We start from the raw sequence: 17,964 nt of genomic DNA on the forward strand, positions 1-17,964 counted from the left end.
CTCTTATATCGAATGATATTTAAAATAATTTATATTTATCTAAAAAACCGAAAAATAGTTAATAACTTCAAAATAAATGACTTGTGATCACATTTTTTGTCCAATGAACTGATATTTATCCACACTTTATACTTAACAAAAAAATTATCCATCAATAAAAAATAACAAATGTTTTTTAGCAACTTGTTCTCCTGATATTTATTTTGTTATCCAAAATTCTAATTAAAATATAATAAAAAGAGATGCCTACCACTCGTTTTTGTAGCAAACATCTCTTTTAAACTATTTTTTCCAAATAAAATTAATGATAGCTCGGTCAACTTGACGATTTTCATGCAACTTACTATGTTGTCCGCCTTCACCCTTGATCTCAAGCTCTTGGTAACTGCGGTAAACCTCTTGCAAAAGATATTTCTCTGATCGTGAAGAATTATTGCTTACTCGACCATCAGAATCAGATCCGTCATTTAGATCACCATAGATATTTAGGACCGAGACCTGCTTTTTAGGATAACTATCATCCAATTTCAATAGCTGTTGGTAAGTTCCTGTCATCTGTTTAGGAGCACCATCTTCTTCTAACTGCATTTGATTGGCTTGATCATCCATACCAATGATCCCATTATAATGCCCTGCAATATTGACTTGCTTTTGCAATTGAGGTAATTTTTTATTTTGACCATTATCCAACATGTAGTAGGCCAAAGTCAGATTTCCCATCGAATGCGCAACAGCATTAAATTTCTTAAAGCCATACGTTTTTTGGAGTTTGACCAAAACATTTTTGAGCCAGACCCCATTTTGACGATAATTCGCATTTTTATTATCTTCAAATTCCACTTCGACTAGTGGATTATATGCACTTTGCGGTAGCGCCCCTTGCAATTTGACTGTCCCATCTTTAGCCACTGTCGCCCGGATCACATTTTGGGTAACTCCGGCCTTGACGATTGCCTGCGTCATATGCTCTTCTGCACGATGACTACTGCCATAACCGTGCAAAAATAAAGTTGGCACTTTAGTTTTTTCATATTGCTGGCTTGCATTATCACGTAAACTTTGTGAAACGATCAACCAGCCACCAAAAATGAGGACTACCAATAGTAATATCGGCCACCAAAACTTTCTTTTCATCCACGACCTTCCTTTCTTATGCCTGTTTATCGGATAAGATACCATATACTAAGGTTATTCTTCAAGCTAAAAAGGCAAACTCCATCATATGAGTTTGCCCTTAAAAGAGATATTATTAATCTGTTACGGCTTTAAAGTGGTACATATCCGCCGTGAAATCATGGCGTTTAACGGGATCATAGAACCCTAACTCCATCAATTCGTTCCCACTAAAGAGCGCCTTAGTTTTTTGATCTTGATAATTTTTGGCTGGGTCTAAACCGGCTAACTTAGTCAAGGTCAAGGTTGGTTGTGCTGAAGCTAAGCGGTCAAAGACAAAGACCAAAGCTTCATTTTTATCTCTGGAAACAAACATCCAGGCACATTGGTTACCCTTAGCTGGATCTTTCAAGCGGATAAAATCACCAAATTGGACTAATGGTCGGATCGCTTTATAAGTCTTGACCTGTTCTTTGACCGCTTCCTTTTCATCGGCTGTCAATTGAGTCAGATCGAGCTCATAACCAAAGACGGCACTCATTGCTACTGCACCACGAGTTTCAAATGGCGTGATCCGCCCAGTTTGATGGTTAGGCACGGCCGAAACATGCGCGGTGAAGACAGATGGTGGATAAACTAGTGAAGTACCATATTGGATCGTTTGACGTGCGATCGCATCGGTATTATCACTTGTCCATGACTGTGGCATGTAATAAGCATAACCCGTGTCAAAACGGCCACCGCCACCTGAACAACCTTCCCATAAGATATCTGGATATTTGGTCGTCAATGTTTCTAAGATCTCGTAAAGCCCTAGCATATAGCGGTGGTAGACTTCGCCTTGGCGTTGTTTTGGCAAGGACACCGAATAAACATCTGAGATATGACGGTTCATATCCCACTTGATGTAATCGATAAAGCCACCATCTAATAGAGCACTCAATTGTGCTACTACGTTTTCACGTACAGCCTTTTGCGTTAGATCCAAGATAAATTGATTTCGCGAAGGACTTGGCTTTCTTCCAGGAACTTGCATCAAATATTCAGGATGCTCTTGGTAGAGCTTTGAATCGATGGAGATCATCTCTGGTTCGAACCAAAGTCCAAACTTCAAGCCTTGTTCGTGGACATAATCAGCAAAATGCTTGATGCCTTGAGGGAATTTACGTTCATAAACGGTCCAATCCCCTAACGAAGTATTATCATCATCTCGATGACCAAACCAGCCATCATCTAGGACAAACATTTCGATCCCTAATTCTTTAGCATCATCAACGATCGTCTTTAACTTATCTTCATTGAATTCAAAATACGTTGCTTCCCAGTTATTTACGAGGATCTCACGTTCTTGATGTTTGAATTTACCACGGACGATATGTTCTCTGATCAATTCATGGTAATTTTGACTCATCTCATTCAAGCCGTTAGCTGAGAAAGCTAGTAAAACTTCCGGTGCTTGGAAGCTTTCACCGGCTTCTAAGTGCCAGCTAAAATTATAATCGCTGATCCCAGCGACCACACGTGTTTGTTCGAATTGGTCTTTCTCGATCTCAAAACTGTGATTACCGGAATACACTAAGTTAAAGCCGTAAACTTCACCCGAAAATTCATCGGCGTTGTGCTCTAAGACCGCGATAAAACTGTTCATTTGGTGACTTGAAGCACCTCGGCGACTTTCAAAGACTTTTCTACCTTGTCCGATCGCCTCACGTTGGATATGGCGTTCATTAGCATGAGCTCCAGGTAAGGAGATGACATCCATATCTTGTTTGATAAAATCAAGTTGCATAGAAGCGACTTTTTTTAGTTCTACCGGTTCAGCACCTGCATTAGTGACCTTAGCGGAACGGGCTACAATGGCTAGATCTTTGAAGATCGTGTATAACAAGGTAACTTCGACACCACTGACCTCATCTTTAAGAAAGAGCACTAGGGTCTGAGCTTCATCAGCGTTAGCATAGGCCGCTGGCAAGCCTTCAAGTTTAGGTTTACCCGCTGTGATCTCGTAGCCTTGATAGACTAAACGAGCTGCAAATGAACCATCCGCATTTTGTAGATCCAAAGCCGGTGTGCGATAATCACAATTCCCAACACCACTATACTCTTGAAGTAACGAGTCAAGTGAATATGTCCGGTCTAGACTCTCAGGTAAATTCCCTGAAAAGCCTCGATCTACCCGCGGATAACGCAACTGACCATGATACCCATTCACTTTTTTCCCAAAGTATAAGTGACTTAAATAGCCACCTTCTTCTACCGATAAAATGTATGAGATCTTATCATTATGCAAATGAAAGACTTTATTTTTTTCATCAAATTCAATCAACTTGTTCATCAATACACTCTCTACTTTCTAAATTAAATTACCCCTCTAAGCCTACAAATTCAGCAAATCTCACAAATGCTGCTTGCCCCTTTTGGTCGCGTTTAAAGACTCCTGCATCCTCTAAAACGCGTGCAAAGACTTTACCGACTTCAGCTTTGACTAAATTATCAACATTTTGTTCACTTACTTCTGGATGATCAGCCTTGATCTTTTCAGCCCACTTAGCATGGTAGTCGGCCATTTGGTTGGGCTTTCCTAGTAAGTATTTTTCAACTTCAGTCAGCTCGTCTTTTAGACGTGGTGGTAAGATCGCTAAGCCCATCACTTCGATCAGACCAATGTTTTCTTTTTTAATGTGTTGTACATCTTGATGGGGATGGAAAATACCATCTGGATATTCAGCGGAAGTTTGATTATCCCGTAACACTAGATCTAGTTCAAATTCAGCACCTGACTTACGTGCGATCGGAGTGATCGTGTGGTGTGGTTCGCCATTTGAGCTAGCTAAGACATCCACGCTCTCATCCGAATAAGTGCGCCACTTATCCAAGATCTTACTTGCTAGTTCAACTAGGCGAGCTTGATCTTTAGCTCGTAGTCTGATGACAGACATCGGCCATTTAACGATCCCAACCTCAACATCGGCAAAGCCCGCAAAATGTAAGGCTTTTTCGATCGGTGCTTTTTGCATCGCAAATTCATGGTTACCACCTTGGTAGTGTTCATGTGTCAAGATCGAACCACCAACGATCGGCAGATCCGCATTGCTCCCAGCAAAGTAGCCTGGGAATCGGTCCACGATCGCTAATAATTGGCTAAATGTCTTGTTTGTGATCGCCATTGGCTCATGTTTGCCATCTAAAAAGATACAATGTTCATTAAAGTATGCATAAGGTGAATATTGAAAGCCCCAGGTCTTGTTACCTAGATCAAAGCGAATGATCCGGTGGTTAGCCCGTGCTGGATAATCGAGCCGCCCTTGATAACCTTCATTTTCAATACATAATTGGCACTTAGGATAACCTGTTTGTTTCATCTTTTTAGCAGCTGCGATCGCTTTAGGATCTTTTTCCGGCTTAGATAAATTGATCGTGATCTCGATATCACCATATTGTGTCGGCACACTATAGGCGATATTTTTAGCGATCGCTTTAGTTTTGATATAATCATTTTGTTTACTCAAAGCATAGAAATCTGCGATCGCCTTTTGTTTATCTGTTTCATATGTTTGCCAGAAACGTTGATTCAAAACGCTCGGTGCTGGCATGATGAAATTCATCAATTCAGCGCCTAAATTATCGCGTTCATTTTGAGTTTCGCCCACTTTACCATTTTTAGCCGCGATGGTTAATAATTCATCTTTCAACGCGATCAAGTCAGTCGTTTCCACTTCTTGTTCAAGCTCGCCTTCACCAACTAGCGCTAAAACTCGATTATACAGGTAAGGCTTATCCATTTGGGTATAGTCACTATTTGCGATAACGCCATCTACAAAGCGTGTCACTACATCTACCTTCATCTCTTATGCCCCCATTTTTTTACAATTTCTTTGTTCCGTCGGCGATCTCAGCAATATAGAATGCTGGTGCATAGCCGATCTTTTCTTCGTAAACTTTACCAACATTTTCCTTAAAGGCTTCCACATCGGCTTTATTTACGATCGCGATCCCACAACCACCAAAACCAGCACCTGTCATCCGGGCACCTAAAACGCCTGGTTGTTGCCAAGCTGTATGAGCTAGCGTATCCAATTCCTTACCCGTTACTTCATAGTCGTGTTCCAATGAAACGTGTGAGGCATTTACTAAACGCCCGAATTTTTCGAGATCTTCTGCTTGTAAAGCTTCACGTGCTTGTAAAGTTCTTTGATTTTCCCAAACTGCATGCCGTGCGCGCTTCAAACGATCTTCATCAGCGATCAAATAACTGTATTCATCAAATGTTTGCTCATCCAAAGCACCTAAGCTCTTAGCAGCTAATTTAGTGTTCAACTCTTCTAACGCAGTCTCACATTCACTGCGACGTTCATTGTACTTAGAATCAGCTAATTCACGGCGTTTATTTGTATTCATGATCACGATCACGTTGTCTTTTAGGTCCAAAGGCACAAGATCATACTTCAAAGTGTTAGTATCTAACAAGATCGCTTTGTTTGCTTGGCCCATACCCACGGCAAATTGATCCATGATCCCTGAATTTACACCGATGAAGTCATTTTCAGTCTTCATCCCGATCTTTACTAGATCGAGGCGTTCAAGGTCGAGATCAAATAAATGTTGGGCAATGACACCCATCAACAATTCCAATGAAGCTGATGATGATAGACCGGAACCATTAGGGATATTACCGTTGACATAGACATCCATCCCGGTATCGATCTTATGTCCAGCTTTTTTTAAGAAATGGATCATGCCCTTAGGATAATTCGTCCATTTATCGGCTTTATCAAAATGTAGGTCAGCTAATGGAACTTCAATGATCCCTTCATCCGCAAAGTTTTCTGAGTAAAAGTGCAATGTTTGATCGTCACGTTTAGCAGCAGCACCATAAGTCCCTAAAGTGATCGCACATGGAAAAACATGGCCTCCATTGTAATCGGTATGTTCACCGATCAAATTGATCCGACCGGGTGAGAAGAATTCTGCCTCTGAGGGCCGACCAAAGATCTCTTCAAAGCGTTGTTTTAATTCTGTTTTTTCCATTTTTTATTACCTCTCTTCATTTGTGCAAGCGTTTTATTTACAGTTATAATTATAGAGACAATTTCGGAATTTAGCAACTGTTTTTACTTAAAATTTAGTAAAATAAATCTGTCTCTTTTCCCATTCTTAAAAAAGCTCATTCTGGCCTTTACTAAAATATATACAACTTGTAGGCGTTTTTTTACTAAGCTTATGCTATACTAGATTACATATACTTATACGTAACGATCATGAATGGAGGAAAATATGGCTACGATCAAAGATATCGCAACTAAAGCAGGTGTTTCTGCTGCTACAGTCTCACGCGTTTTAAACTATGACGAAACAATGTCTGTCAGTCCTGATACTCGAAACAGGATATTTAAGATCGCTGAAGAACTAAATTACGTCAAGCACACTCAAAATAAAAAGCAAATAACAGATCGACCTTTAGAGAAACGTTTAGCGATCATTCAATGGTACACCGAACAAGAAGAAGTCCACGATCTTTATTACTACGCGATCCGCTTGGGGATCGAAAACCAAGCTCACAAGCTCGGTTATGAGATCACACGGATCTTCCATAATGATCCTTTGGAAAAAGCGACCCAAGCTAATGGCGTGATCGCGATCGGGAAATACAGTCGCCAAGAAAGCCACGACATTGCTGCTTTAAACTCAAATTTAGTATTTGTCGATAGCAACACTTTGAATTTGGGCTACAATTGTGTCGTTTCTGACTTTGATGGTGCTGTTAAAATGGCTTTAGACCACTTTTTGAACCAAGACCAAACCAAGATCGGACTTTTAGCGGGGGAAGAAAAAACCGCCGATCAAACCGATTCCTTGATCGATCCCCGTTTTAGATCATTTAAAAACTATTTGAGCGATCTAAAACTTTACGATCCGCGTTATGTTTACATCGGAAAATTCTCACCTGAATCAGGTTATCAGATGATGAATCAAGCGATCAAAGAGTTAGGCGAAGACTTACCGCAAGCTTTCTTCATCGCTAACGATGCGATCGCCGTCGGAGCTTTACGCGCATTACAAGAAAATGATATTCCTGTACCCGAGCGTGTCAGCTTGATCTCATTTAATGACACATCTTTAGCTAAATTTGCTTTTCCCGCTCTCAGCAGTATCAAAGTCTTCACCGAACAAATGGGACGTTCAGCGGTGACTTTACTCAGTACCTTAGCTGAACAAGATCAAGAGACACCCGAAATGGTGACCTTGGCAACTAAATTGATCAAGCGTGACAGTAGCTTAAATTAGTTCATACCAAAAAAGACCGTAAAAACGTGGTTGCGTTTTTACGGTCTTTTGTATTATTTTCTATTCATAGATCGGATGAGCGGCTGTCAACTGAGCTACTTTAGCTTTCACATCAGCTAAAACTTCGGCTTCACCTTTTGATTCAAGGACTGCTAAGATCAATTCAGCAACTTGCTTAGCATCGGCTTCATCAAAGCCACGGCTCGTGATTGCTGGCGTACCTAAGCGAATCCCACTCGTCTTAAATGGGCTAAGCGTTTCAAATGGGATCGAGTTCTTGTTGACGGTCAAAGAAACACTGTCGAGCAATTGTTCTGCTTCTTTACCATTCAAGCCAAAGCCTAAAACATCAACTAACAACAAATGATTATCCGTCCCACCAGAGATCAGTCGGGCTTTATCATTTTGTGCAAACACTTCTGCCATCGCTTGAGCATTCTTGATAACTTGAGCAGCGTAATCATTAAATTCGGGACGCAATGCCTCACCAAAAGCAACTGCTTTACCCGCGATAACATGTTCTAAAGGACCACCTTGTAAGCCAGGGAAAACAGCACTATTGATCTTCTTAGCCAATTGTTCATCGTTGGTCAAGATCAAACCGCCCCGTGGTCCGCGTAAAGTTTTGTGTGTCGTAGTCGTTACGATATCAGCATACGGCACTGGATTTTGGTGTTTACCCGCTGCAACTAAGCCTGCGATATGCGCCATATCGACCATCAGGTAAGCTCCGACTTCTTTAGCGATCTGACCAAAGCGTTCAAAATCGATCTCACGTGGGTACGCACTGGCACCAGCTACGACCAACTTAGGCTTGACCTCTTTGGCTAAAGCTAAGATCGCATCATAATCTAAGCGTTCTGTCTCCTTATCAACACCGTAGCTGACAAAATTATATGTTTGCCCACTAAAGTTGACGGGCGATCCATGCGTCAAATGACCACCACTAGCAAGATCCATCCCCAAGACCGTATCACCTGGTGCGATCAAGGAACGATATGCGGCTGCATTAGCTTGTGAACCAGAGTGCGGTTGAACATTAGCATATTTAGCTCCAAAAAGTTCTTTTGCACGGTCGATCGCCAAGTCTTCTACAACGTCGATGTACTCACAACCACCGTAATAACGTTTCCCTGGATAACCTTCAGCGTATTTGTTGGTCAAAACACTGCCTTGCGCTGCTAAGACCCCTTCAGAAACGATATTTTCTGAAGCGATCAACTCGATATTTCCTTGTTGGCGTTTCTTTTCTGCTGCAATAGCTGCCCATAATTGTGGATCTTGTTCTTGATAGTTCATCTAAGCGCCCTCTTTTCGTTGGTATAATTTCCTGTATTGTAGCCGAAAATTAAACTTTTTTCAACTAAAATAGTTTACTTATCGACCGCAAAGAACCTCGCCGGGTTACCAGCGAGGTTTTTAGTAAAACTATTTTTCGATCTCGACTGCGACATCTGTATGACTTACTTCTGTCCCAGGCTTGACTTCAACTTCAAATTTTTCAAAGAGATCTGAGTTAGCAAATGTAAACATCACCGTATCATCTAAGCCAGCCTTCTTGATCGCTGGGTCCCAGAATTCCATGATCTGTTCACCTTTTGTCACATGTTGTCCTTCATTGACATAAGTTACAAAACCTGTCCCTTTCATCTTAACAGTTCCGATACCAACGTGGATCAAAGCTGGGATCCCATTGTCGGAAACTAAGCCGATCGCATGGCGTGTGACAAAGACTGTCTTGATGACCCCATCAAATGGAGCATAAACTTTACCATCACTAGGAACGATCGCAACACCGGCTCCCATCTTGCCCGAAGCAAAGGTTGGATCAGAGACATCATTTAAAGCTACTACTTTACCAGCTACAGGTACCATGGCTGTCAATTCATCATCTTTGATCAAGACACCGGCTTCGCTACTTTCACTGCTAAATTGATCACCCCAAGTTTTTTCCAACTCAGCCACGATCTGTGCGTGACGTTCTTCGGTCAAAGTGATCTTCTTAGCAAAGATAAACATCCCGATCAACATCATGACTGCTGGGATCGCAAACATCATGATCTTGAAGGTAAATTGATCGCTTGCTGTGATAGAAGAAGCTGTCGCACCCGTAGTCATCCCAGCTAAAACAGCGATCTGACCAACAACACCGTTGGAGATAGCCCCACCGAATTTATCGACTAACGGACGAACGGATAAGGCTAATGATTCATCACGGTGACCTAATTTCCATTGACCATATTCAACTGAGTCAGTGATGATCATCAAAATGATCAAGAAGACAACTGGTTGTGGGATGAAGAACAATTCAGCTGCAAATAAAACTAAAGCCAAATTGCTTCCGGCAACAGAAAAGACTGCTAGACCGATCAACATCATTGTTAAACATCCGATAAATAATGGCTTACGGCTGAACTTCTTCGCTAAGAATGGGAAGAAAGCGACCGAGAAAAGCCCGACGATCATATTGATGAATGAAAGGATCGAGAAGCCTTTAGAAAAGCCCATGATATACGTGAAGTAATACAATTCAAGCGCATTTACCAAGTTGATCCCGATACCATAGAAGAGATAAGCGATCGCTACCCATAACAATTGGTCATTTTTGACTAACATCTTTAAGACAGCGCCGATACCAGCTGTATCTTCTTCGTTTTTCCGGAGATCATTTTCAACTTCGCGGGTCCCAAAACCAACAGCCAACGCACTAAGAAAGGCGGTAGCACAGACGATAAAGGCAAACCAGAACCAACCACGATCATCACCAGTCCCACCATTACTTTGAAGTGAGAAGAATAACACCAATGGCATTACGACGACCCCGACTAAAGAACCACCGATCGTTGAACCGATACGAGCTAACGTTGCGATCTTTTCACGTTCCCGTGAATCAAAGGAAAGCGCTGGTAGCATCGACCAAAAACCGATATCCTTAAAGGAATAAAAGATGTCCATCGTGATATACAATACGGCAAAGATAAAGAGGTATAACCAAGGGTTTGATTTATTCAAGCCCCCCATATTAGTAAATAAGATCAAAAGTGCGATCGAACTGATCGTCCCACCGACTACGACCCAAGGACGAAAATGTCCCCAACGCGTTTTTGTTCGATCGATCGCATTTCCGATAAAAGGATCGATCAATAACTCAACGATCCGCAAGATCATGATGATCAAAGTCACATAACTGATCAAACGGTTATTAGTTGCTTTATCACCTGTATTAAAAAGGTGTGAGGTAATGAACATGATCAAATAACTTGATAAGGCAGCATAAAATACGTCATTACCAAAAGCGCCAAAAGTATATGATAAACGTGAAGTAAATTTACTTACAGGGCGTTCTTTTGTTTCCATCATAATTCTCCTAACTATAATTACTATTTCTTTTACAACTCTAATATTAACCGCTTTCAAAAGATAAATCAAGTATTATTTACTAAAAATTACTTAAATTAATATTTGAAGTCGTATCACTTGACTTTTAACACTGCACTCTATCCATAACCCATCAGATATTTTAGTAATTTAATTTTCCCTAAAAAGTAATATTTTTACTAAATATAACTTGAATATCTAAATGTAATCGTTTACGATAGAGATGTAGCAAGAACTTAAAAATTACTATCTATCCAAGGAGGAAGCCTACTGATGCATGTAACAAAACCAAAATTATCTTGGCTTGAAGACCCAACTGTCTTTGCCGTAAATCGTTTAGCCGCTCATTCCGACCACGAGTTTTACAGTGCTAAAACAGGTAAAAATTCACTAAACCAAAGTCTAAATGGAACTTGGCGCGTTCATCTCGAACCTGATATCGCTAGTCAAAAACTTGATTTTATCAAACCAGATTTTGACTTTGGCCGTTTTGACTACATTCAAGTTCCCGGTCATTTGCAAACACAAGGATTTGATGGTCATAAATATGTTAATACCCAATATCCATGGGATGGTCACGAAGAACTCCGGCCCCCTAAATTACCTAAGAAAAATAAGATCGCATCTTATATCAAGACCTTTGAATTAGATCATGCGCTAAAAGATAAGCCCGTTCATATTTCATTTCAAGGGGTCGCGACTGCCTTTTATGTTTGGTTGAACGGCCACTTTATCGGCTATAGTGAAGATTCCTTTACTCCAAGTGACTTTGATCTGACACCATATTTAGTTGAAGGTCAAAACCACTTAGCCGTTGAAGTCTTCAAATACAGCAGTGCTAGCTGGATCGAAGACCAAGATTTCTGGCGCTTGAACGGAATCTTCCGGGATGTCTTCTTGTATGCTTTGCCTAAAGCTCATCTAGCTGATATCCATGTTACCGCAAACTTAGATGATGATTACGAGACCGGCATTTTTGAACTAAAAGCAACTGTAACTGGGCAAACTGACGATAACTTTTTACATGCGCGCCTCTTAGATCCCGATAAGCGCGTTGCTTTTGAGACCAAAGTACCTTTGACCCAAACGATCAATTTAGGCCAAGAATTGAGTCAAGTAGCGCCTTGGAGTGCTGAACTTCCAAATCTATATACACTCGAATTGACTTTAGAAGATAAAGACGGAGCTGTTTTCGAATTTGTTCCGGAAAAAGTCGGCTTTAGACGCTTCGAGATCCAAGATGGGCTAATGTTGCTAAATGGTAAACGTATCCTCTTTAAAGGGGTCAACCGCCACGAATTTGATCCTAAACTCGGCCGGGCGATCACCAAAGAAGATATGCTATGGGATATCAAATTTATGAAGCGCCATAACATTAACGCCGTGCGGACATCGCACTACCCTAACCAAACGCTTTGGTATCGTTTATGTGATGAATATGGGATCTATTTGATCGATGAAGCTAACCTTGAATCCCACGGTTCTTGGCAAAAACTCGGTGCCTGCGAACCATCGTGGAACATCCCTGGCAACCTCCCAGAATGGGAACCGACCTGTATCGATCGTGCAAACAGCATGTTTGAACGTGATAAAAACCACCCTAGCGTGCTCATCTGGTCGTTAGGTAATGAATCTTATGCTGGAACAGATATTGCAGCCATGGGCGATTATTTACGTCACAAAGATCCAACCCGTGTCGTTCATTACGAAGGTGTGACTTGGAACCGCGAATTTGACTACATTACAGATATCGAAAGTCGAATGTACGCTAAACCACATGAGATCGAAGAATATCTCCAAAACGAGCCTAAAAAGCCATATATCTCATGTGAATACATGCATGCGATGGGGAACTCAGTCGGTGGCTTAGACCTCTACACTAAACTCGAAAAATATCCACACTATCAAGGTGGCTTTATTTGGGATTACATTGACCAAGCGATCTATCAAAAATTAGGTGATACGACGCGCTTAGCTTATGGGGGCGATTTTAACGACCGCCCAAGTGATTATGAATTCTGTGGCGATGGGTTAGTCTTTGCTGACCGGATGATCTCACCTAAAGCCCAAGAAGTCAAGCATCTATACGCTGACATTAAGATCGAACCCGATGAAACGGGTGTCACCTTGACTAATGATGGCTTGTTCACTAATAGTGCCGATAGCTACTTTACTGCTCGGGTCTTACAAGACGGCAAAGTTATTTTTGAAAAAGACTATCAATTGATCGTCTTACCGCAAGAAAGCAAGCACTTTGACCTTGAGCTTCCACTACCCGAAACAGGTGAGATCATCTATGAAGTTCAACAACATTTAGCCAAGGATACAGCTTGGGCTAAAGCTGGCTTTGAGATCAACTTTGGACAAACAGTGATCCGCCAAGCTTTACCTAAATTTAAAGCTCAGGGTACACCTAAAGTCGCTATGGGTGATGTCAATATCGGGATCTCGGGTAAGAACTTCGAAGTGCTCTTATCTAAAGACAAAGGTGGTTTAGTCTCACTTAAATACAGTGGCCAAGAATTTATCATGCGAACGCCACAACTATTATTCTGGCGTCCAATGACTGATAATGACCGTGGCTGTGGTCATGGCTTTGAACGTGCAATGTGGTTAGGTGCTGGCAAATTTGCCAAGGTCGTTGATCTTCAAGTCACACCTAAAGAACACGCCGTTGAAGTAAGCTACACCTATGAACTGCCATTACCAAAGCAAGTCACTGTTCAGGTCACATATTTGGTCGATGGGACAGGTAAAGTCAACGTCAATGCCAAATATCCAGGGCATCCCGACTTGCCATCCTTACCGACATTTGGGCTTGAATTCAAGTTACCTGCTAAGTACGACAACATGACTTACTATGGTCGCGGTCCAGCCGAAAATTATCTCGACCGTAAACTAGGAGCTCGCTTAGGAACATTTACTACGACTGCAAAAGATAGTGTCGCTCCTTATTTAGTTCCACAAGAGACCGGTAACCACTGTGATGTCCGTGCCTTAGCACTTACGGATGACAAAGACCTTGGCTTAACGATCAGCGCTGATAAACACGCATTTTCAGCTAGCCTTTTACCGTATAGCACGATGATGCTTGAAGAAGCGCTCCATCAAGATGAATTACCACCAATGCGCTTTGCTTGGTTACGTCTCATGGCTGACCAAATGGGTGTCGGCGGGGATGATTCTTGGGGCGCACCAGTTCACGAAGCTTACTGGCTCAAAGCTGATAAACCACTGGAACTTAATTTTACACTCGAACCTTTAAATTAAAAGTTTAATTTTTAGATAGGTACTTTGCGTTGGCAAGGTGCCTATTTTTTTATGCTATAACACCTAACAAATACTAAAAAAACGCCAGAATGCACTTGCATCCTGACGTTTCTTTAGGCTCTCACACGCTTGGTTTAATCCTTACCGAGTTGGGCTACGTGATCTTTGATATATTGGACTGAGCGTGCCAATTGTTCTTCTTCTTTAGCATTCAACTTGAGCTCAACTACTTCTTCGACCCCATCAGCTCCGATGATCGCTGGATAACCGATGTATGTCCCTAGAGATTCAACATATACTGAAGCCGGAGCAAACAATTTAGCGTTAGACATGACTGCTTGCGCTAAACGCACCCCGCAAGTTGCGATCGCATAAGAAGTATAACCCTTACCGCTTGCCACGGTCCAAGCCCCTTCAGATGGTTTACTATCCAAAGCTTCGATCTCAGCTTGACTCAAGATCTCCGTGATCAGCTTATTATTAGCCCGAACCGTTGACCAAGCGTTGAATTGGGAATTACCATGTTCACCTAGAACATAGCCATCGATATTACGACTGTCTTGATGCAAGTAGTCACCCACTACATGTTGCATCCGCGCGGTATCCAAGAAAGTCCCCGTTCCAAAGACACGGTTGCGAGGTAAACCAGTCTCTTGTTGCAAGATCGTCGTGATCGCATCACATGGGTTGGAAATATTGATCAAGACCCCATTAAAACCAGCTTCTTTTAACTTACGCCCTACTTCGACCGCATTTTTGCTGTTGATCTCAAATTCGGCAAAACGATTACCGGTTCTGACACTGGCTTGAATATCACCAAAGGCAGTGATCACAACATCGGCATCCTTTAGATCAGCATAATCTTGGATCTTGATCTCGGTGTGATATGGCATCCGTGGCATTGCATCTTCAAAGTCCAACTTTTCAGCCAAGACTTTTTTATCATTGGCATCGATCATCACAAGTTCATCAGCGATCCCTTGAGAAACGATCGTATAAGCCACAGTTACACCAACATTACCAATTCCGATAACACCTAATTTTCTCATTTAAAATTCCTCCCCACTGATGCTCAGGCATCAATTTAGTTTGTTTCATAATACTCCGTTTTACTAAAACTCGCAAGTAAAGTCTACTAAAAAAGGATGTCACACAGACATCCCCCAAAATTATTTATCTTCTTTTGTTTCATCTGCCACAACTGAGTCATTTTTGGCTTCAGTCGTTGTGGCTGTTGTCGTTGTTTCAGCCGCTTTCTTTAAAACGCGTGCGATAGCTGAACGAGTAAAGTCAAGGTAAACCCCATCGCAATCGATCGTTACGATGTTTTTATCTGCATTTACTTCACTTACGACCCCATGTAAACCACCGATAGTTACGATCTCATCGCCTGGTTTCAATGCGTTCATCATTTCTTGATGTTGTTGTTGTTGCTTCTTTTGTGGTCTGATCATCATAAAATACATCAAACCGATCAAAACAACAAACATTACAATTGTTGAAATTGAAGAATTCACAATATTTGCCTCCTTAGTATATGTGTTCTTTATAACTGTATCAAAAAAATCTGTTAAAAACTAGCGTAATTGCCTTAAGAACTAAAAGTTTTTTGGATTTTTAACATTCAAACCGTACTCTTCAAAGAAATGTTCTTTAAATTCGAGCAGATTATCATCCATGATTGCTTGGCGAACTTGCTTCATCAAATTGAGCAAAAAATACAAGTTATGATAACTCGTCAAACGCAAGCCAAAGGTCTCATCAGCTTTGAATAAGTGACGCACATAAGCACGTGTGTAATTGCGGCAAGTGTAGCAATCACAGTTATCATCGATCGGTGAGAAGTCACGCGCATATTTAGCATTTTTAACGACTAAACGTCCATGTGATGTCATACATGTACCATTGCGTGCGATCCGTGTTGGCAAGACGCAATCAAACATATCGACCCCACGTAAGACCCCATCGATCAAAGCATCTGGGGAACCGACACCCATCAAGTAACGTGGTTTGTCTTCAGGAAGTAACGGTGTCGTAAAGTCTAAGACGCGATTCATCTCGGCTTTAGATTCACCAACTGATAGTCCCCCGATCGAATAACCTGGGAAATCTAACGAAACGAGGTCACGGGCGCTTAACTTACGTAGGTCTTCGTGCCCGCCCCCTTGAACGATCCCGAATAATGCTTGCTTTTCAGGATTTTGGTGTGCTTTTAAGCCACGTTCGGCCCAACGACTTGTCCGTTCAACTGATTTTTTGATGTAATCATAACTTTCATAAAATGGTGGGCATTCATCAAAACTCATCATGATATCCGAGCCCAAAGCATTTTCGATCTGGATCGCCTTTTCCGGTGACAAGAAAAGCGGTGCCCCATTCAAGTGGCTCTTGAAATGGACGCCTTCTTCTGTAATATTACGCATATCAGCTAGTGAAAAGACCTGAAAGCCACCGGAATCAGTTAAGATACCTTGATCCCAGTTCATAAATTTATGCAGACCACCGGCTTCTTTGACTAGATCTTCACCAGGACGTAACCATAAGTGATAGGTGTTGGATAAAATGATCCCAGCCCCCATGGCTTTTAGTTCCTCTGGTGACATAGCTTTTACGGTCGCTTGGGTCCCAACTGGCATGAACATCGGTGTTGGGAATGTTCCATGTGGGGTGATGATCTCACCTAAACGTGCGCCAGTATGTTTTTCTTTTTTGATCAAACGATATTTAATTGCTGGTTCAGTCATCTATTCGTGCTATAAAAATGTGGAATAGCATATACATTATGCCATTTAGAAAGAATTATATACTTCCTTTCTTAATTCTTGTTTATCTTATCCCCCACATTTCATCTTTCTAGGGAACTCATACTTGTTTTAATAAATAAACATTGCATCACCAAAGCTAAAGAAGCGATACTTTTCTTCAACTGCGTGGCGATAAGCATTCAAAATATTTTCACGCCCTGTAAAGGCTGAAACTAACATTACTAGTGTTGATTTTGGTAAATGGAAATTAGTGATAAAGGCATTGACCACTTTCCATTCGTAACCTGGCTTGATAAAGATGTCGGTCCAACCGCTATCAGCCTTGATCTCACCGTTAAACTTGCTTCCGATCGTTTCTAGCGTCCGGATCGAAGTCGTACCCGTAGCTACGATCCGACCACCATTTTTGCGAACTTCATTTAATGTTTCTGCTGCTTCTTCTGACAAACGGTAAAATTCACTGTGCATCTTGTGCTCTTCAATGTTGTCCACACTGACTGGTCTAAAAGTTCCTAAACCAACATGTAGTGTCAGATAGACTAATTTGACACCTTTAGCTTCGATCTTAGCCAGTAATTCTTCCGTAAAGTGGAGCCCAGCTGTAGGAGCAGCTGCCGAACCGACTTCTTTAGAATAAACTGTTTGATACATTTCAGGATCGTCTAATTTTTCCTTGATGTATGGTGGTAATGGCATTTCACCCAAGCTTTCTAAGACTTCTAGGAAGATACCGTCGTATTCAAATTCAACGATGCGACCTCCATGTTCAAGTTCTTCTTTGACAACGGCCGTTAATTCACCGTTGCCAAAGCTGATCTTAGTACCAACTTTAGCCCGTTTAGCTGGTTTGACCAAGGTCTCCCATTGATCACCTTTGATATTATTTAAAAGTAGCACTTCTAAATGTCCACCAGTATCTGGTTTGACGCCATAGATCCGAGCTGGTAAAACGCGTGAATCGTTCATGACTAAAGCATCACCAGGGTTTAAGCGGTCGATCACATTGTAAAAATAGTCATCTTGATATTCTCCTGTTTTAGAATCTAAAACTAACATCCGTGATTGGTCGCGATGCTCTAACGGTGTTTGTGCGATCAATTCTTCGGGTAGATCATAATCAAAATCTTCGGTCGTTAAATGTTCTTCTGTCAAA

Annotated in this window: 12 protein-coding genes; 2 read left to right on the top strand and 10 right to left on the bottom strand. The window is 41.5% G+C overall.

All coding sequences use genetic code 11. The features are described from left to right. Positions 1-282: 282 nt before the first annotated feature. The 4 genes from ABT996_RS08360 to ABT996_RS08375 all read right to left on the bottom strand — a co-directional run bounded on the left by ABT996_RS08360 (position 283) and on the right by ABT996_RS08375 (position 6,141). Positions 283-1,134, bottom strand: coding sequence for an alpha/beta hydrolase (locus tag ABT996_RS08360; RefSeq protein WP_010688587.1), 852 nt, complete (start codon positions 1,132-1,134; stop codon positions 283-285). 115 nt (positions 1,135-1,249) lie between these two features. After that, positions 1,250-3,448, bottom strand: a complete 2,199-nt coding sequence (locus ABT996_RS08365) for an alpha-galactosidase (protein ID WP_035448825.1) — start codon at positions 3,446-3,448, stop codon at positions 1,250-1,252. 28 nt (positions 3,449-3,476) lie between these two features. Continuing rightward, positions 3,477-4,958, bottom strand: coding sequence for a UDP-glucose--hexose-1-phosphate uridylyltransferase (gene galT / locus ABT996_RS08370; RefSeq protein ID WP_035448823.1), 1,482 nt, complete (start codon positions 4,956-4,958; stop codon positions 3,477-3,479). Positions 4,959-4,977: 19 nt separating this feature from the next. Continuing rightward, positions 4,978-6,141 carry a galactokinase gene (locus ABT996_RS08375; RefSeq protein ID WP_035448821.1) on the bottom strand — a complete coding sequence of 388 codons (1,164 nt, stop codon included), beginning with the start codon at positions 6,139-6,141 and terminating at the stop codon, positions 4,978-4,980. Between the two features lie 246 nt (positions 6,142-6,387). On the opposite strand from ABT996_RS08375, the gene ABT996_RS08380 reads away from it, so the two are divergent. Next, positions 6,388-7,398: a LacI family DNA-binding transcriptional regulator gene (locus ABT996_RS08380; protein ID WP_103050406.1), complete on the top strand. Its 1,011-nt coding sequence runs from the start codon at positions 6,388-6,390 to the stop codon at positions 7,396-7,398. Positions 7,399-7,458: 60 nt separating this feature from the next. Here ABT996_RS08380 and glyA read toward each other — a convergent pair whose 3' ends face one another. Together glyA and ABT996_RS08390 are read right to left on the bottom strand one after the other, a co-directional pair. Then, positions 7,459-8,697, bottom strand: coding sequence for a serine hydroxymethyltransferase (glyA, locus tag ABT996_RS08385; protein WP_035448819.1), 1,239 nt, complete (start codon positions 8,695-8,697; stop codon positions 7,459-7,461). A gap of 129 nt (positions 8,698-8,826) precedes the next feature. Further along, on the bottom strand, positions 8,827-10,755 hold the full coding sequence (locus ABT996_RS08390) for a sugar MFS transporter (RefSeq protein WP_010688579.1): 1,929 nt from the start codon (positions 10,753-10,755) through the stop codon (positions 8,827-8,829). Positions 10,756-11,049: 294 nt separating this feature from the next. On the opposite strand from ABT996_RS08390, the gene lacZ reads away from it, so the two are divergent. Further along, positions 11,050-14,046, top strand: coding sequence for a beta-galactosidase, LacZ type (lacZ, locus tag ABT996_RS08395; RefSeq protein WP_035448817.1), 2,997 nt, complete (start codon positions 11,050-11,052; stop codon positions 14,044-14,046). Positions 14,047-14,180: 134 nt separating this feature from the next. On the opposite strand, the gene ABT996_RS08400 is transcribed toward lacZ, so the two are convergent. The 4 genes from ABT996_RS08400 to queA form a co-directional block, all read right to left on the bottom strand. Continuing rightward, complete coding sequence (locus ABT996_RS08400) at positions 14,181-15,095, bottom strand: L-lactate dehydrogenase (protein ID WP_035448815.1); 915 nt, start codon at positions 15,093-15,095, stop codon at positions 14,181-14,183. A 120-nt stretch (positions 15,096-15,215) separates the two neighbouring features. Then, positions 15,216-15,563 carry a preprotein translocase subunit YajC gene (gene yajC, locus ABT996_RS08405; RefSeq protein ID WP_010688576.1) on the bottom strand — a complete coding sequence of 116 codons (348 nt, stop codon included), beginning with the start codon at positions 15,561-15,563 and terminating at the stop codon, positions 15,216-15,218. Positions 15,564-15,644: 81 nt separating this feature from the next. Further along, positions 15,645-16,790: a tRNA guanosine(34) transglycosylase Tgt gene (gene tgt, locus ABT996_RS08410; protein WP_010688575.1), complete on the bottom strand. Its 1,146-nt coding sequence runs from the start codon at positions 16,788-16,790 to the stop codon at positions 15,645-15,647. A gap of 129 nt (positions 16,791-16,919) precedes the next feature. After that, the gene (queA, locus tag ABT996_RS08415; protein WP_010688574.1) at positions 16,920-17,963 is read right to left on the bottom strand and encodes a tRNA preQ1(34) S-adenosylmethionine ribosyltransferase-isomerase QueA; all 1,044 of its coding nucleotides are present in this window, start codon (positions 17,961-17,963) and stop codon (positions 16,920-16,922) included. Position 17,964 lies beyond the last annotated feature (1 nt).

This window comes from Ligilactobacillus sp. RTP31139st1_D10_RTP31139_211217, from assembly GCF_040226755.1.
Classification (GTDB): domain Bacteria; phylum Bacillota; class Bacilli; order Lactobacillales; family Lactobacillaceae; genus Ligilactobacillus; species Ligilactobacillus animalis.